This is a genomic window from Propioniciclava sp. LT432, assembly GCF_059515965.1.
In genome coordinates this window covers 87236-101417 of sequence record NZ_JCAKNE010000001.1, presented here as the reverse complement: position 1 = coordinate 101417, position 14182 = coordinate 87236, and the positions used below count along the sequence as shown (strand labels likewise).

Here is a 14182-nt window from a genome sequence, read left to right as displayed (position 1 = left end):
CGTGGACGTCGACACGCTGCTGGCCCGTCTCACCCAGGCGGCGGCGGAGCGGACGGCGTCAGCCCTGATCGCCGACCCCGAGCACACGCTCGAAGTCTCGGTGGCGTCGGACGGCCGCTGGGGCGTCCGCTCGTGGGCGACGGAGTGGTCCTTCGGGCCGGACGGCCTGCGCTGCTGGCAGGTGTTCCCGGCCGGGGGCGCGGCCGCCGTGCCCCACGACCGTCCGCGTGGCTGGGTCCACCCGGTCGTCGGACTCCTCCGACCCGCCTTGTTGCCCATCTGGGGTCGGGACGGCGACCTCTATCGTCCCGTCGGCGTCATCGACGGCGTGGCGGGGCCCGCGCAGGTGGTGCTGGCCCCGTCCAGGACGCACGCCCATGTCGGCACCCTGCACGTGGACGCACGGCGGTGGCTGTGCACCGCCCTCCAACTGCCCGGCCAGTCCTGGACACTCATCGAGTACACCAGCCACACCCCTTGACTTACAACCAACTGGTTGTACATTGTTCCTCATGGAGGGGACGAGCGAGGACCGGGCCGACGCCCTGTTCCACGCGCTCTCGGATCGGACACGGCGCGACATCATGCGCCGGGTGCTGGCCGGGGAGCACTCCGTCTCCGCCTTGTCGGCGAGCTATGACATGAGCTTCGCCGCCGTGCAGAAGCACGTGGCCGTCCTCGAGCGGGCCGGCCTGCTGCGCAAACGACGCAGCGGGCGGCAGCAGCTGGTGAGCGGCGACGTGGAAGCGGTGCGCTCCGTCACCTCGATGCTCGACGAGCTCGAGCAGGTCTGGCGGGGACGCATCGACCGCATCGACATCCTTCTCACCCAGGAGCCCTGACATGCCCGTCACCGACATCACCCGTGACCTCGACAACCGCGCCCTCACGATCACCGCCCACTTCGACGCCCCGGTCGAACGGGTGTGGGCCCTCTACGCCGACCCCCGTCAGCTCGAACGCGTGTGGGGGCCGCCCACCTACCCCGCCACCTTCGTCGAGCACGACCTCCGGCCCGGCGGTCGCTCGTCGTACTACATGACCAGTCCCGAGGGCGAGCGCTTCGGCGGCTGGTGGCAGGTCACGGACGTGGACGAACCCCACCGCTTCGCCTTCGACGACGGCTTCGCCGATGCCGACCTGCAGCCGAGCCCCGACATGCCGGTGGGGCACAACGTGTACACGTTCGCGCCCGACGGCAACGGCGGTACGGTCGCCACCTACCACGCGGTCTACGACACGGTCGAGGCCCTGCAGCAGGTCCTCGACATGGGGGTCGAGGAGGGTGCCAGCGGCGCGATCAACCAGATCGACGAGGTGCTGGCCGCCTGACTCAGACCTCCTGGTGGACGAGGCCCGTGTCGACGTCGTAGACGAACCCACCGACCTTGGCGAAGGGGCCCACGAGGGGGTGGTTGCGCACCCTCTCGACGTCCTTGCGGAGGTTTCCCAGCTGGTCGGGGTCGACGCCGAAGTGGAAGTCGCCGACCTCGACCCCGGAGATCTCGCCGATGGCGGCCTTCATCTGCTCCTCGGTCATCGACGCCGCCGCGCACTTGGTGTGCGGAACGATCATGATGCGGTCCACGTTGAGCTTGTGGACGCCCATCACCATGGCGGCGAGCGCGGCGTCGGTGAGGCGCCCGCCGGCGGTGCGGAGGATCTTGGCCTCACCGATCATGAGCCCCACCATCTCCAAGGGCTCGATCCGGCTGTCCATGCAGGTCAGCATCAGGATGCCGGCGTGGGCGATGCCGTCGAACTCGCGGGGGGCGGAACGGGCGTAGCGCCGATTGGCGGCCAGGAGGTCGTCGAATGTGTCATCCACGACGCCAGACGTTACTCCTGTGGGGACCACCGCGTCAGGCGTCAATGCGCTCCGCACTCAGGGCGTAGGCGCCCTCGACGATGAATTCCTTGCGGGGCGCCACGTCGTTGCCCATCAACTTCTCGAAGGTGGCCGTCGCCTGCTCCAACGACTCACCCTCCTCGACGGTGATGCGCCGGAGTTGGCGGTGCCGGGGATCCATCGTCGTCTCCTTGAGCTGGTCGGCGTCCATCTCGCCCAACCCCTTGTAGCGCTGGGGCTCCTTGAACCCGACACCGCGCTTGGTGAGTTCGGCGAGCTTGCGCTGGTACTCGGCCTCGGAATACGTGTAGATGTACTTCTCCTGGCCCCGCTTGGGGTTGGTGAGTTCGAACCGGTGCAGGGGGGGCACAGCCGTGTAGACCCGACCCGCCTCGATCATCGGCCGCATGTACGTGAAGAAGAGCGTGGCCAGCAGGGTGCGGATGTGGGCACCGTCGGAGTCGGCGTCCGCCATGAAGATGATCTTGCCGTACCGCGACTGGTCGGGGTCGCACGTCCGACCCGAGCCGGCACCGACCACCTGCAGGATCGCCGCGCACTCGGCGTTCTTCAGCATGTCGGCCACGGACGCCTTCTGCACGTTCAGGATCTTGCCGCGGATCGGCAGCAGGGCCTGGAACTCGGAGTTGCGCGCCAGCTTGGCCGTGCCCATGGCGGAGTCACCCTCGACGATGAACAGTTCGGTGCGCTCCATGTCGTTGCTGCGACAGTCGGCCAGCTTGGGCGGCAGGGAACTGGACTCCAGCGCGTTCTTGCGACGCTGGTTCTCCTTGTGGGTGCGGGCCGCGACGCGCGTGCGGGAGGCGCCGACCGCCTTCTCCAACACGGCCCGGGCCATCGGCCGGAGGTTCTGCTTCGTGGTGGTCAGGAACTCCAGCAACTCCTGCTCGACGATGCGGGAGACGAGCCGCGTGACGGGGGGCGTGCCCAACACCTCCTTGGTCTGTCCCTCGAACTGCGGCTCGGCCAACCGCACGGTGACCACGGCCGTGAGGCCTTCGAGGATGTCCTCCTTGATGACCTCCTCGCCGGCCTTGAGCAGGCCGCGGGTGCCCTCGAACGCCTTGGCGAAGGCGCGCACGAGCCCTCGCTCGAACCCTTGGACGTGGGTGCCCCCCTTGGGCGTGGCGATGATGTTCACGAACGAGACGAGCTTGGCGTCGTACCCGGCCCCCCAGCGCAGCGCAATGTCCACCTCGAGGTCGCGCTCGACGTCGGTGGGTGTCATGGCGCCCGCTTCGTCCAGCATCGGGACGGTCTCGGTGAACTTGTCCTGGCCCTGGAGGCGCAGCACGTCGGTGATGGGCTCGCCCTCGGACAGGTAGTCGGCGAACTCGGAGATGCCGCCCTCGTGCAGGTGGACGTCGACGTGCTCGTCGCCGGCGACCCGCCGGTCGTCGACGGTGATCTTGAGGCCCGGGACCAGGAACGACGTCTGGCGGGCCCGGGCGGCGAGTTGGGTGCCGGACAGCTTGGCGTCCTTGAGGAAGATCTGACGATCCGGCCAGTAGCGGGTGCGCGACCCCGTCGTGCCCTTGGCGACCTTCCCGACCTTGCGGAGCGTGTTGTCGGGGGTGAACCCCGCGTCCGGTCCGGGGCCATCGAAGACGCCGGGCACGCCGCGGCGGAACGACATCGCCCACGTGGCGCCGTTGCGGTCGACCTCCACGTCCATGCGGCTGCTCAGGGCGTTGACCACGGACGCCCCGACGCCGTGGAGGCCACCGGTGGCGTTGTAGGAACCCCCGCCGAACTTACCGCCGGCGTGGAGTTTGGTGTGGATGACCTCGACACCGGACAGGCCGGTTCGCGGCTCGATGTCCACCGGCATGCCGCGCGCCTCGTCGCCCACCTCGACCGAGCCGTCGGCATGCAGGACGACGGCGATGTGCCTGCCGAAACCGGCCAGCGCCTCGTCGACCGAGTTGTCGATGATCTCCCACATGCAGTGCATCAGACCGCGGGTGTCGGTCGAGCCGATGTACATCGCCGGCCGCTTGCGCACGGCCTCGAGTCCCTCGAGAACCAGGAGGTGCCGCGCCTCGTAGTCGCGGTTGTCGGTCTTGGGCTTCGGCGAAGTCTTGGCACTGCTGGAGGTCACCATCGCAGATTACCCTCGCTGCCCGACACTTCCGGGCACCGACTCGTTCGCGGGGCAGACCGGCGCAACAATCTGCGAGTCTCTCCCGGTCCTTGTGATCCTCGGGTAACGTCGAACGCACGGGAACAAACCGGCCAACCCCCGCGTTGGAACAGGTGCCCGAGCCGACAGGAAGGATTACGGCCCATGAGCACGACGGTGATGGAATCCCTGAACGCCGCGGATCGCTGCGATCGCTGCGGGGCGCAGGCGTACTTCCGAGTCACGCTGAACTCCGGCGGAGAACTCCTCTTCTGCGCGCACCACGGGCGCGCGCACTCCGACAAGCTGAAGCAGGTCGCCCTGAAGATCCAGGACGAGACGGCTCGCCTGTCCTGACCAACCCCCTGGACCTACGACCCGGCCCCGGCAGATCCTGCCGGGGCCGCGTGCGTCCGGTGGCGCGGCTCAACGCTCGAGGACGGCCGCGAGCGTGTCGATGCGGGTCTGGGTCTCGTACGCCGTGGTCACCAGCATGAGTTCCTGGACCTGGCACTCCTGGACGAGGGCGTCCAGTCGCGACCGCACGTCCGCCGCGGTACCGACGACCTTGGTGCCGGAGAACTCCACCCCACCCATGGCCTCGATCCGCCGCGCGGACTCCTCGGGCGAGGGCAGCGGCTCACGCGTGTCGCGCCGGATGTTGATCCACTGGATCGTCGACGGCCCCGCCAGGTGGATCGCCTCCTCGTGCGTCGCCCCGACGAGCGCGGACGTGCAGAGCATCGCGTGCGGAGCGTCGAGAGCCTCACTGGGCTCGAAGGTGTCCCGGTACAAGCCGAACACAGCGGCCGGGTCGAGGCTGCCGAAGTGGCCGGCGTACGCGTACCGGAGGCCGAGCTTGGCCGCCAGACGAGCCGAGTAGTCGGACGACCCGAGCAACCAGATCTCGGGGTAGCCGGACGCCGCGGGTGTGGCCCTGAGCGTCATCCCCATCCCGACGCGCACCCCATGTGGACTCAGCCACGCCGACACCAGTTGGACGTGCTCCACGAAGTCCTCGTGTCCGAGGCCCTCCTGGGTCCGTCGCAGCGCCCAGGCCGTGACCTGGTCGGCTCCCGGCGCGCGCCCGATGCCGAGGTCGATGCGCCCCGGGTACAGGGCCTCAAGGGCGGCGAACTGCTCGGCGACGACGTAGGGCGAGTGGTTGGGCAGCATGACACCCCCCGACCCGACGCGGATGCGCTCCGTCCTGGCCGCCACCGCGGAGATGATCACCGGCGGGGTGGTGGCGGCGACCGAGGGCATGTTGTGGTGCTCGGCGATCCAGAAGCGTGCGGCGCCCAGTCGGTCGGCGGCCTGGGCCAACTCGATGGTGGCGGCGAAGGCGTCCGAGCTGGACCACCCGCTGCGGACGGTGGCGAGGTCGAGGACGGAGACGGGAACGGAAGCCATGCCCCGACCGTACCCGCCGTCAACGGTGGGTGCCCGGAGCCGGGCACGAGAGACGTGGAGCGGGCAGGATGGCCCCATGGCGACCATCACCTGCGTGCTCGGCGACATCACCCGCGAGGCCACGGATGCGATCGTGAACGCGGCCAACTCGTCCCTGCTGGGCGGAGGTGGCGTGGACGGGGCGATCCACCGCGCGGCCGGGCCTGAGCTCCTCGCGGCCTGCCGCAACCTGCGCGCCACGCGCCTGCCGCACGGCCTGCCCGTCGGCGAAGCCGTCGCGACGCCGGGCTTCGACCTGCCGGCCCGCTGGGTCATCCACACCGTGGGCCCGAACCGGCACGCCGGCGAGACCGATCCGGCCCTGCTGGCGTCCTGCTTCACCCGCTCCCTCGACGTGGCGGTGGAGGTGGGCGCTCACTCGATCAGCTTCCCCGCGGTCAGCGCGGGCGTCTACGGCTGGGACGCCGGCGACGTCGCCCGCATCGCCCTCGCCGCAACGCGAGCGCACCCCGCCGAGGGGATCGACGAGGTGCGCTTCGTGCTGTTCTCCGAGCCGCTGCTGGCGGCGTTCGAGGACGCGCTGGGTCAGTCCAGGTAGTCGCGCAGGACTTGCGACCGCGACGGGTGACGCAACTTGCTCATCGTCTTGGACTCGATCTGGCGGATCCGTTCGCGGGTGACGCCGTAGACCTTGCCGATCTCGTCCAGGGTCTTCGGCTGGCCGTCGGTCAGGCCGAACCGCATCGAGACGACGCCGGCCTCACGCTCGCTCAGCGTGTCGAGCACGTCGTGCAGTTGCTCCTGCAGCAGCGTGAAGTTGACGGCCTCGGCGGGCACGACGGCTTCGGAGTCCTCGATCAGGTCACCGAACTCGGAGTCGCCGTCCTCGCCCAGCGGGGTGTGCAGCGAGATCGGCTCGCGGCCGTACTTCTGCACCTCGACGACCTTCTCGGGCGTCATGTCGAGCTCCTTGGCGAGCTCCTCCGGGGTTGGTTCGCGACCCAGGTCCTGCAGCATCTGGCGCTGGACGCGGGCGAGCTTGTTGATGACCTCGACCATGTGCACGGGGATGCGGATGGTGCGGGCCTGGTCGGCCATCGCGCGGGTGATGGCCTGCTTGATCCACCACGTGGCGTACGTGGAGAACTTGTAGCCCTTGGAGTAGTCGAACTTCTCCACGGCGCGGATCAGGCCCAGGTTGCCCTCCTGGATCAGGTCGAGGAAGAGCATGCCGCGGCCGGTGTACCGCTTGGCCAGCGAGACCACGAGGCGCAGGTTGGCCTCCAACAGGTGGTTCTTGGCGCGCCGGCCGTCCTCGGCGATCCACTCGTAGTCGTCCACGTCGGTGGGATCGACGGTGCCCTCGGTGAGGGACTCGTCGGCGAACAGGCCCGCCTCGATCCGCTTGGCGAGCGTGACCTCCTGCTCGGCGTTCAGCAGGGCCACCTTGCCGATCTGCTTCAGGTAGTCCTTGACCGGGTCGGCGGTGGCCCCGGCGGCCATCACCTGCTGCTCCGGCTCGTCGGTGTCGTCCGCATCGGAGACGACGAAGCCGCCGTCCTCGACGAGCTCCTTCTCCTCCTTGGCGATCTCGCCCTCGTTGAACTGTCCCTCGTCGACCTCGTCCAGCGAGCGCTTCTTGCCCCCCACGGTCAGGACCACGTCGTCACCGTCCCGTTCAAACTTGACCTCCTTGAGCTTCTCCGGGCTCAGGACCTCGGCGACCGTCGGGGTCTCCTCCTCGACGTCGAGCTCGATGCCCTCGTCGTCGAGCACCTCGGGCGCCTCCTCGGCCTCGACCTCCTCGACGACGTCCTCGTCTCCGATCGGCGCCTTCGCCTCGGGCTCGGGCTTCGCCTTGGCGCGCGAGCGCGTCGGCGCGGCCTTTCCGGGGGCCGACGCCTTCGCCGTCGTGCGGCGGGGCGCGCGGGTGGCCTTGCTCTCCTCAGCCGTCTCCGCCGACTCTTCGGGCGCGTCAACCTTGCGGGTGCGCGTGCGACTGGTGGTGGCCTTCGGCCTGTCGGACGCGCTGGCAGCGCTGGAGCTCTGAGTCACGTGGGCCCTCTCGTCTCATCCGGTTTCTGGGCGTGCAGCGGCCGGGACCTGTCAACGGCCGGCGCATCGGCCATTGTTGCACGCCCTACGGTCGTACCCAAACAGCGGCTTGGCAACCGTGGCTACGCTGGCCGCCGTGCCCGATGTCCTGCAGACCCCTCCCGACGCGCCCCAGCGCCCCTTCGTCCGCACCGTCCACGGCGACGCGGTGGCGGACCCCTACCACTGGATGGCCGACAAGGCGGATCCCGAGCTGATCGCCTACCTTGAGGCCGAGAACGCTTGGACGACCCAGCACACCGCCCACCTCGAGCCGCTGGTGGAGGAACTGTACGGCGACCTCAAGTCCCGCACCCAGCAGACGGACATGTCCGTGCCCCTGCACGTGACCCACACCGACGGCAGCAGCTACTGGTATTACGGGCGCACCACCGAGGGGCACGACTACGGGCGGTCCTGCCGCCTGCCCGCGACGTCGCGTGACGAGATCCCCGACGTGACCGTGCCCGCCCCCGAGGAGCAGGTCATCCTCGACATCCAGGCCCTCGCCGAGGGGCACGACTTCTTCTCGCTGGGCCAGGCCCAGGTCTCCCCCGACGGGAGCCGCATCGCCTACTCGGTCGACACCTCGGGGGACGAGCGCTACGACCTGTACGTCGTCGACCTGGCCTCGGGCCGGACGATCGACGGCCCCCTGACCGGCATCGCCGCCGGGGGGGCTTGGGCGGGCCCCGACTGGATCTTCTACCTCCGGGTCGACGCCGCGTGGCGCCCGTACCAGGTGTGGCGCCACGAGGTGGGCTCGGAAGCCGAGTCCGACACGCTCGTCTTCGAGGAGTCGGACGACCGGTTCTGGGTCGGTGTCGGCAACTCCCGCGACCACGAGTGGCTGTTCGTCGAGCTGGCCTCGAAGACCACCACGGAGACCCACCTGCTCCGCACGTCCGACCCGACCGGTGAGCTGGCGGTGGTGCAACCGCGGCGTCCGGGACTGGAGTACGGCGTCGAGCTCGCGCCCGACGCGGTCTGGATCCTGCACAACGACGGGGCCCCCCAGTTCAAGCTGAGCCGCGCCCCGCTCGCCACGCCCGGCATCGAGCACTGGGAGACGGTCATCGAGGAGCGTCCCGAGACCCGCCTGCTCGACGTCAGCGTGTACGCGTCCGCCGTGGTCATCGACCATCGCACCAACGGGTTGTCGGGCATCAGCATCCTGCCGCACGAGGCGGACGGCACCCTCGGCGTCCTCACGGAGCTCACGTTCGACGAGGCGCTGTACGACGTGGGGGCCGACGACGCGCCCGACTTCGACACCGACCGCATCCGCTTCGGCTACGAGTCGTTGGTGACACCCCCGAGCGTGTGGGAGTACCGCCTCGACACCGGAGCCCGCCGACTGCTCAAGCAGACGCCGGTGCTCGACCACCCGACCCACGGCGCGTACGACCCGACCGCGTACGTGAGCGAGCGGCTGTGGGCCACCGGGGACGACGGCACCCGCGTGCCCGTGTCGCTGGTCCGGCACCGCGACACCCCGGTGGACGGCACTGCACCTGGGCTCCTCTACGGGTACGGGGCGTACGAATCCGCGACGATGCCCTACTTCTCGATGAGCCGGATCAGCCTCCTCGAACGGGGCTTCGTGTTCGCGATCGCCCACGTCCGTGGCGGCGGGGAGCTGGGGCGCCCGTGGTACGACGGCGGCAAGCTGCTCGCCAAGCCGAACACGTTCTCCGACTTCGTCGCCTCGGGACGCGTCCTGGTCCAGGAGGGGTACGTGGCCCTCGATCGCCTCGTGGCCGAGGGCGGTTCCGCCGGTGGGCTGCTGATCGGGGCGGCCGTCAACCTCGCGCCCGACCTGTTCCGGGCGGTCCACGCCGCCGTCCCGTTCGTGGACCCGCTCACCACGATCCTCAATCCCGACCTGCCGCTGACGGTGATGGAGTGGGAGGAGTGGGGGAACCCCGTGGAGGACGCCGAGGTGTACGCGTGCATGAAGGGCTACTCCCCCTACGAGAACATCCGGCCCGTGACCTATCCGGCGATCCTCGCCACGACCAGCCTCAACGACACGCGCGTCGAGGTGACCGAGCCCGCCAAGTGGATCGCGCGCCTGCGTGACGTGGTCACCAACGGAGAGGACCGGCCGATCCTGTTGAAGACGGAGATGGTGGCCGGTCACGGCGGTGTCTCGGGTCGGTACAAGGCGTGGCGCGAACGAGCGTTCGAACTCGCCTGGCTGGTCGACCAGGTGGGGGCCTGCTGAGGATCGGCCGGACGGAGCGTGGCCCGTCACCGGCAGGGGGGCCGCGCATCATCCCGCCGGGGGTAGGGGCGGGTACGACCACGGTCTTGATTTGGCAGCTGGGGGCCCCACTCAGGGCCGGTTCGGGGGGTGCACCGAACAAATTTGGCAACTTTCGCGTTGTACTGGTCGACGACGAAAGGACGACGCATGATTTCGACCTCGCACCGTTCCCGCTCCACTGACGGCATCGACGGCAAGGACTCCGTCGGGCTGTACCTCGATGGCATCGCCAAGACCCCGCTGCTCACCGCGGAGGAGGAGGTGCAGCTCGCCCGTGAGATCGAGGCCGGGCTGTACGCGGAACAGATCCTCGCCGGCGCCGTGACCTCGAAGGAGCGCGGGGGCCGGAAGGCCAAGAAGTGCACCGCCGAGGAGTTGGAGCTGGTCGCCGAACAGGGTCGGGCCGCCATGAAGCGCTTCGTGACCGCGAACCTGCGGCTGGTGGTGTCGGTGGCGCGCAAGTACGGCCGCTCCCAGATGCCGCTCCTCGACCTGGTGCAGGAGGGCAACACCGGCCTGATCCGCGCGGTGGAGAAGTTCGACTACACGAAGGGCTTCAAGTTCTCGACCTACGCGACCTGGTGGGTCCGCCAGTCGATCAGCCGTGGCATCGCCCAGCAGGGCCGGATCGTCCGCCTCCCCGTGCACGTCGCCGAGCAGATCAACCAGGTCTCGGCCACCCGGCGCAACCTCGAGCGCAAGCTCGGGCGTGAGCCCGAGGTCATCGAGATCGCCGACGAGCTCGGCCTCGAGGAGGAGCGCATCGTGGAACTGCTCCGGCTGGCCCGTGACCACGTCTCCCTGGATGCCCCGGTCGAGGAGGACGGCGACACCGCGCTCGGCGACCTGCTCGCCCGCGACTCCGCCCCCGGCCCCGACGAGGTCGTGCTGGACGCCGAGGACCGGGCCCGCCTGGACCACCTCCTCGACAGCCTCGACGAGCGCTCCGCCGACGTGGTGCGCCGACGCTACGGCCTGATGGACGGTCGCCAGGCCAAGCTCGCCGACATCGCGACCGTCTGGGGCATCACGGCGGAGCGCGTCCGCCAGATCGAGCGCCAGGCCATCGCCAAGCTGCGGGACACCACCCTCGCTGCCTGACCCTTCGACGGCACCCCATCGCATGCGCCCCCGAGCCCAGCTCGGGGGCGCATCGGTGTGCGGGCGTCCTACACCAGTCCCCGGCGTTCGCGGTCGTCGGCCACCCGGATGAGGCCCTCCTGGGCCGCGTGCGCACCGAGCCGGCCGTCGGCCTCGAACAACTTGCCGAAGGACAGGCCCAGGGCGTTCGTGGCGTTCGGCGACGACTGGTCGTACAGGACCCACTGGTCGGCGCGGATGTGCCGGTGGAACCACATCGAGTGGTCGATGGTCGACATCTGCAGGCGTGGGGACCCGAACCCGTCCGGGTGCGCCAGGGTGGAGACCGACAGCAGCGTGAGGTCGGACGCGTAGGCGAGGACCATCTGGTGCAGGCGTGGATCGTCGGGCATCTCCCCGCCGGTCCGCAACCAGATCTGGAGACGGGGCCCCTGGGTGAGCTCACGGTTGCTGAAGCCGACGAACCGTGTGTCGAGGGCGGCCCACTCGCGTGCCCAGACCTCCCGGGTGCGCGGTGATCGCTCGGCCAGGACGTCGGCGAGGCGGGGGCACTCCTCGGGCGGTGCCGGGGGTTTGAACGGCACCGCGGCGTGCTCGAAACCCTGCTCCGGGGTCTTGAAGGAGGCCGACATCATGAAGATCTCCCGGCCGTTCTGGGATGCCTTCACGCGGCGGGTGGTGAACGACCCGCCGTCACGGATCCGCTCCACCTCGTAGACGATGCCGCTGGACGTGGACCCCGGACGCAGGAAGTAGCTCTTCAACGAGTGGCACAACCGGTCGTCCGGCACCGTCTGGTACATCGCGGCGAGCGCCTGCGCCATCACCTGCCCGCCGAACGTGCGCTGCAGTTCCGTGTCCGGGTGTTCGCCGACGAAGAGGTCGCCGTTCCGCTCGAGCTCGAGCAGGGCCAGGACCTCACTGATGTGTTGCACCATGTGCCTCCGGGTCGTCGCCGTTCTGCTCGGCCAGGAACCGCTCCACGGCCGCTCCGATCTCGTCGGCCGACGGAACGTTGGGTCGCCCCGAGGCCTGCAGCTCGTCGTACTGCTGCTCCAGGGCCTGGACGAGCGGCCCGAGCTCACCGTCGGAGGCCATCTCGGCCTCGAGCTGCGACAGCGTTTGCAGCGCCAGGGTCGCCAGGTCTCCCGGCGGCAGGTCGAGCCCGGTCACGGAACGGATGCGCTCCAGGACCGTGAGCGCGCCGGGCACGAACGAGCCAGGTGCGAGGTAGTGCGGCACGTGCGCCACGAAGCCGCGGGCGAGGCGTCCTGCCTGACCGGAGCGGTACTCCAGCATGGACGCGAAGCTGCCGGGAACGGTGACCCTGTCGATCCAGACGGGGTTGTCGGCGACCAGCGTGGGATCGCTCGCGTGAGCCGTGACCAGGATCGGCCGGGTGTGGGGAACCCCCATCGGCACGCCCTGCGCGGTGACCAGGAGCGACACGTGGAGGGCGTCGGCGATGCCGAGGATCGCCGCGCAGGTGCGGTTCCACTGGGTGTCGGGTTCCGGACCGCTCAGGAGCAGGAAGGGCCGCCCGGAGGTGTCCGTCACCTTGTGGATCACGAGGCGGTAGTCGGTCATCGCGGCCCAGGTGTTGGTGTCGAACACCATCTGCGGACGCCGCGAGCGGTAGTCGTGCAGCTGGTCGTGGTCGAAGGTGACCAGGAGTTCGTGGTCGAAGTCCGACAGCAGGTGATCGCTGAGCTGTCGCGCCACCTGTCCCGCGTCGACATAGCCCTCCAAGAGGTGGATGAGCACGGGCCGGGTGCCGGCGAGGCTGTCCCAGACGTCCTGCTCCACCGTGTACAGCGCGCCCGGATCCAACATGGTTGCCACCCTACCGGCCCGCCCCAGCCGGGGAGACGGACCGGCCAAGGGGTCAGCCGACACGCTCGACGAGTTGGTAGGACTCCTCGTCGAAGGACAGGCGCCACTGGGTGCCGGGGTAGAGCGCCGCCCCGTGGCGGACGCCGTCGACGCGCGTGCTCCACCCGCCCGCGAGGTTGTCGATGACCAGGTGGTCCGGGAGGGGGTTGCCCTGGTTGGCGATGAAGTACACGTCGGCGCGATCCACCAGCTGGTTCATCAGCGAGATGTCGGCCGACACCACCGCCCCCCGCGGAACCCGCTCCAGGAGCGCGACGGCGGCACGCTGGCGCGGACCGTCGACCTGCCAGGTCGCCTGCTTGGTCAGCTCCCACAGGGGCAACTGGGGCAGGATCGCCAGGGTGAACGTCAGCAGGATCGCCGGACCGCTCCTCCCCCAGCCGCGGAGGAACTCGCGCCGCGATTCCCCCAGGAGTACAGCCCCCTCGGTGGCCGCCACGTACGCGATCGGCATGAGGACCAGGCTGTAGTGCCACGTGGGCCCCCAGTGCCCGCTCACCGTCGACAGGAACCGCCAGCCGAGCGTCGGCAGCAGGGCGAATGCGAGGGTGGACCGCAGGGCGAGCAGGCCGGTGCAGGCCAGCAGCATGGCCAGGGTCAGCACCTTCTGCTCGTTGGTGAGGATTCCCGCCAGGGCTCCGAGCGGGTCGGCGAGGACAACCCCCAGGTCGAGGTGTCCGGCGTAGTCGTACTGTCCCCTGGGGTTCATCGCCGGAAGGATCACCCGCAGGGCGAGGAAGAACCAGAGCACGCCCCACAGGGCGAGGCCCCCGCCGAGCAGCCGGCGTCCGGACCGCCACGCCACGAGCAGGCCGAGGACGAGGACGGTCGCGCCGAGGTCCTCCTTCACGAACACGAGCAGGCCGAACCAGATCGTGGCCGCCACCCAGCGCTCACGAACAAGGAACCACAGCCCCAGGGCCAGGATGGGCGCCCCGAGCGCGACCTCGTGGAACTGGACCGCCGCCGCCTCCTGGACGCCCCAGCTGAAGGCATACGCCAGCCCGACGAGCCAGGCGGCGGGGCGTCCGAGCAGGTGGTGGGCGGACGCCGCCACGAAGAAGGCCGAGACGCCCAGCAGGACCGACTGCACCACCAGCAGGGTGTGGGCGGATGGGAAGACCGCGTACACCGGTGCCAGCACCACGAGGAGCGGGTGGAAGTGGTCGCCCAGGATGTTGTAGTCCGCGCCCTTGATGTGGACGATCGGTGCCTCGAGCGCCGCGTACCGCTGGAGGACCTGGGTGAAGATGGCGAGGTCCCACGAGGGTGACTCGTACCGCAGCCACTGCAGCGTCGAGAGCACCAGGTACGCCACCGTCGCCAACCCGCCGACGACCCACGGCGCGGTGCCGAGGGCGGCCAGGGATGGGCGGCGACGCTCGGCGTCCAGAACGCTGGCTGTCGACGGCGGCATGGC

Annotated in this window: 14 protein-coding genes; 7 read left to right on the top strand and 7 right to left on the bottom strand. The window is 69.7% G+C overall.

The features are described 5' to 3' along the window. The first annotated feature begins 1 nt into the window (after window position 1). From AC5YDV_RS00465 to AC5YDV_RS00455, 3 genes are read left to right on the top strand one after another with little or no spacing between them, the layout of a single operon-like run. Window positions 2-481, top strand: coding sequence for a hypothetical protein (locus AC5YDV_RS00465; protein ID WP_496181635.1), 480 nt, complete (start codon window positions 2-4; stop codon window positions 479-481). A gap of 31 nt (window positions 482-512) precedes the next feature. Continuing rightward, window positions 513-842 (top strand): ArsR/SmtB family transcription factor, encoded by a 330-nt coding sequence (locus AC5YDV_RS00460; RefSeq protein WP_496181634.1) that lies wholly within the window; start codon window positions 513-515, stop codon window positions 840-842. Window position 843: 1 nt separating this feature from the next. Next, complete coding sequence (locus AC5YDV_RS00455) at window positions 844-1332, top strand: SRPBCC family protein (RefSeq protein WP_496181633.1); 489 nt, start codon at window positions 844-846, stop codon at window positions 1330-1332. A 1-nt stretch (window position 1333) separates the two neighbouring features. Here AC5YDV_RS00455 and AC5YDV_RS00450 read toward each other — a convergent pair whose 3' ends face one another. After that, window positions 1334-1828: a beta-class carbonic anhydrase gene (locus tag AC5YDV_RS00450; protein ID WP_496181632.1), complete on the bottom strand. Its 495-nt coding sequence runs from the start codon at window positions 1826-1828 to the stop codon at window positions 1334-1336. A gap of 34 nt (window positions 1829-1862) precedes the next feature. Continuing rightward, window positions 1863-3974, bottom strand: a complete 2112-nt coding sequence (locus tag AC5YDV_RS00445) for a DNA gyrase/topoisomerase IV subunit B (RefSeq protein WP_496181631.1) — start codon at window positions 3972-3974, stop codon at window positions 1863-1865. Window positions 3975-4157: 183 nt separating this feature from the next. Here AC5YDV_RS00445 and AC5YDV_RS00440 point away from each other — a divergent pair, with 183 nt between their 5' ends. Beyond that, a complete protein-coding gene (locus tag AC5YDV_RS00440; protein ID WP_496181630.1) occupies window positions 4158-4349 on the top strand; it encodes a DUF7455 domain-containing protein in 192 nt (63 codons plus the stop codon). Between the two features lie 69 nt (window positions 4350-4418). Here AC5YDV_RS00440 and AC5YDV_RS00435 read toward each other — a convergent pair whose 3' ends face one another. After that, window positions 4419-5405, bottom strand: a complete 987-nt coding sequence (locus tag AC5YDV_RS00435) for an LLM class flavin-dependent oxidoreductase (RefSeq protein WP_496181629.1) — start codon at window positions 5403-5405, stop codon at window positions 4419-4421. 76 nt (window positions 5406-5481) lie between these two features. Here AC5YDV_RS00435 and AC5YDV_RS00430 point away from each other — a divergent pair, with 76 nt between their 5' ends. Then, window positions 5482-6003, top strand: coding sequence for an O-acetyl-ADP-ribose deacetylase (locus tag AC5YDV_RS00430; RefSeq protein ID WP_496181628.1), 522 nt, complete (start codon window positions 5482-5484; stop codon window positions 6001-6003). Here the strand turns inward: AC5YDV_RS00430 and AC5YDV_RS00425 are convergent. Continuing rightward, window positions 5991-7460: an RNA polymerase sigma factor gene (locus tag AC5YDV_RS00425; protein WP_496181627.1), complete on the bottom strand. Its 1470-nt coding sequence runs from the start codon at window positions 7458-7460 to the stop codon at window positions 5991-5993. The genes AC5YDV_RS00430 and AC5YDV_RS00425 overlap by 13 nt on opposite strands. A gap of 136 nt (window positions 7461-7596) precedes the next feature. On the opposite strand from AC5YDV_RS00425, the gene AC5YDV_RS00420 reads away from it, so the two are divergent. Both AC5YDV_RS00420 and AC5YDV_RS00415 read left to right on the top strand, forming a co-directional pair. Further along, window positions 7597-9726: a S9 family peptidase gene (locus AC5YDV_RS00420; protein WP_496181626.1), complete on the top strand. Its 2130-nt coding sequence runs from the start codon at window positions 7597-7599 to the stop codon at window positions 9724-9726. 189 nt (window positions 9727-9915) lie between these two features. After that, entirely contained in the window at window positions 9916-10869 is a 954-nt protein-coding gene (locus AC5YDV_RS00415) for a sigma-70 family RNA polymerase sigma factor (RefSeq protein ID WP_496181625.1), read from the top strand. Between the two features lie 68 nt (window positions 10870-10937). On the opposite strand, the gene AC5YDV_RS00410 is transcribed toward AC5YDV_RS00415, so the two are convergent. Genes AC5YDV_RS00410 through AC5YDV_RS00400 form a run of 3 tightly spaced genes read right to left on the bottom strand, consistent with a single transcriptional unit; the run spans window position 10938 to window position 14179 of the window. Further along, window positions 10938-11807 (bottom strand): acyl-CoA thioesterase, encoded by an 870-nt coding sequence (locus tag AC5YDV_RS00410; RefSeq protein ID WP_496181624.1) that lies wholly within the window; start codon window positions 11805-11807, stop codon window positions 10938-10940. Next, window positions 11788-12702, bottom strand: coding sequence for a PAC2 family protein (locus tag AC5YDV_RS00405; RefSeq protein WP_496181623.1), 915 nt, complete (start codon window positions 12700-12702; stop codon window positions 11788-11790). The genes AC5YDV_RS00410 and AC5YDV_RS00405 overlap by 20 nt, the downstream gene beginning before the upstream one ends. A gap of 52 nt (window positions 12703-12754) precedes the next feature. Then, window positions 12755-14179 (bottom strand): DUF2079 domain-containing protein, encoded by a 1425-nt coding sequence (locus tag AC5YDV_RS00400; RefSeq protein WP_496181622.1) that lies wholly within the window; start codon window positions 14177-14179, stop codon window positions 12755-12757. Between the last annotated feature and the right edge of the window lie 3 nt (window positions 14180-14182).

Coding starts and splice junctions, on each gene's coding strand:
- AC5YDV_RS00460 (WP_496181634.1), top strand. CDS start 513: ATGGAGGGGACGAGCGAGGACCGGGCCGACGCCCTGTTCCACGCGCTC.
- AC5YDV_RS00455 (WP_496181633.1), top strand. CDS start 844: ATGCCCGTCACCGACATCACCCGTGACCTCGACAACCGCGCCCTCACG.
- AC5YDV_RS00445 (WP_496181631.1), bottom strand. CDS start 3,974: ATGGTGACCTCCAGCAGTGCCAAGACTTCGCCGAAGCCCAAGACCGAC.
- AC5YDV_RS00440 (WP_496181630.1), top strand. CDS start 4,158: ATGAGCACGACGGTGATGGAATCCCTGAACGCCGCGGATCGCTGCGAT.
- AC5YDV_RS00435 (WP_496181629.1), bottom strand. CDS start 5,405: ATGGCTTCCGTTCCCGTCTCCGTCCTCGACCTCGCCACCGTCCGCAGC.
- AC5YDV_RS00430 (WP_496181628.1), top strand. CDS start 5,482: ATGGCGACCATCACCTGCGTGCTCGGCGACATCACCCGCGAGGCCACG.
- AC5YDV_RS00415 (WP_496181625.1), top strand. CDS start 9,916: ATGATTTCGACCTCGCACCGTTCCCGCTCCACTGACGGCATCGACGGC.
- AC5YDV_RS00410 (WP_496181624.1), bottom strand. CDS start 11,807: ATGGTGCAACACATCAGTGAGGTCCTGGCCCTGCTCGAGCTCGAGCGG.
- AC5YDV_RS00405 (WP_496181623.1), bottom strand. CDS start 12,702: ATGTTGGATCCGGGCGCGCTGTACACGGTGGAGCAGGACGTCTGGGAC.
- AC5YDV_RS00400 (WP_496181622.1), bottom strand. CDS start 14,179: ATGCCGCCGTCGACAGCCAGCGTTCTGGACGCCGAGCGTCGCCGCCCA.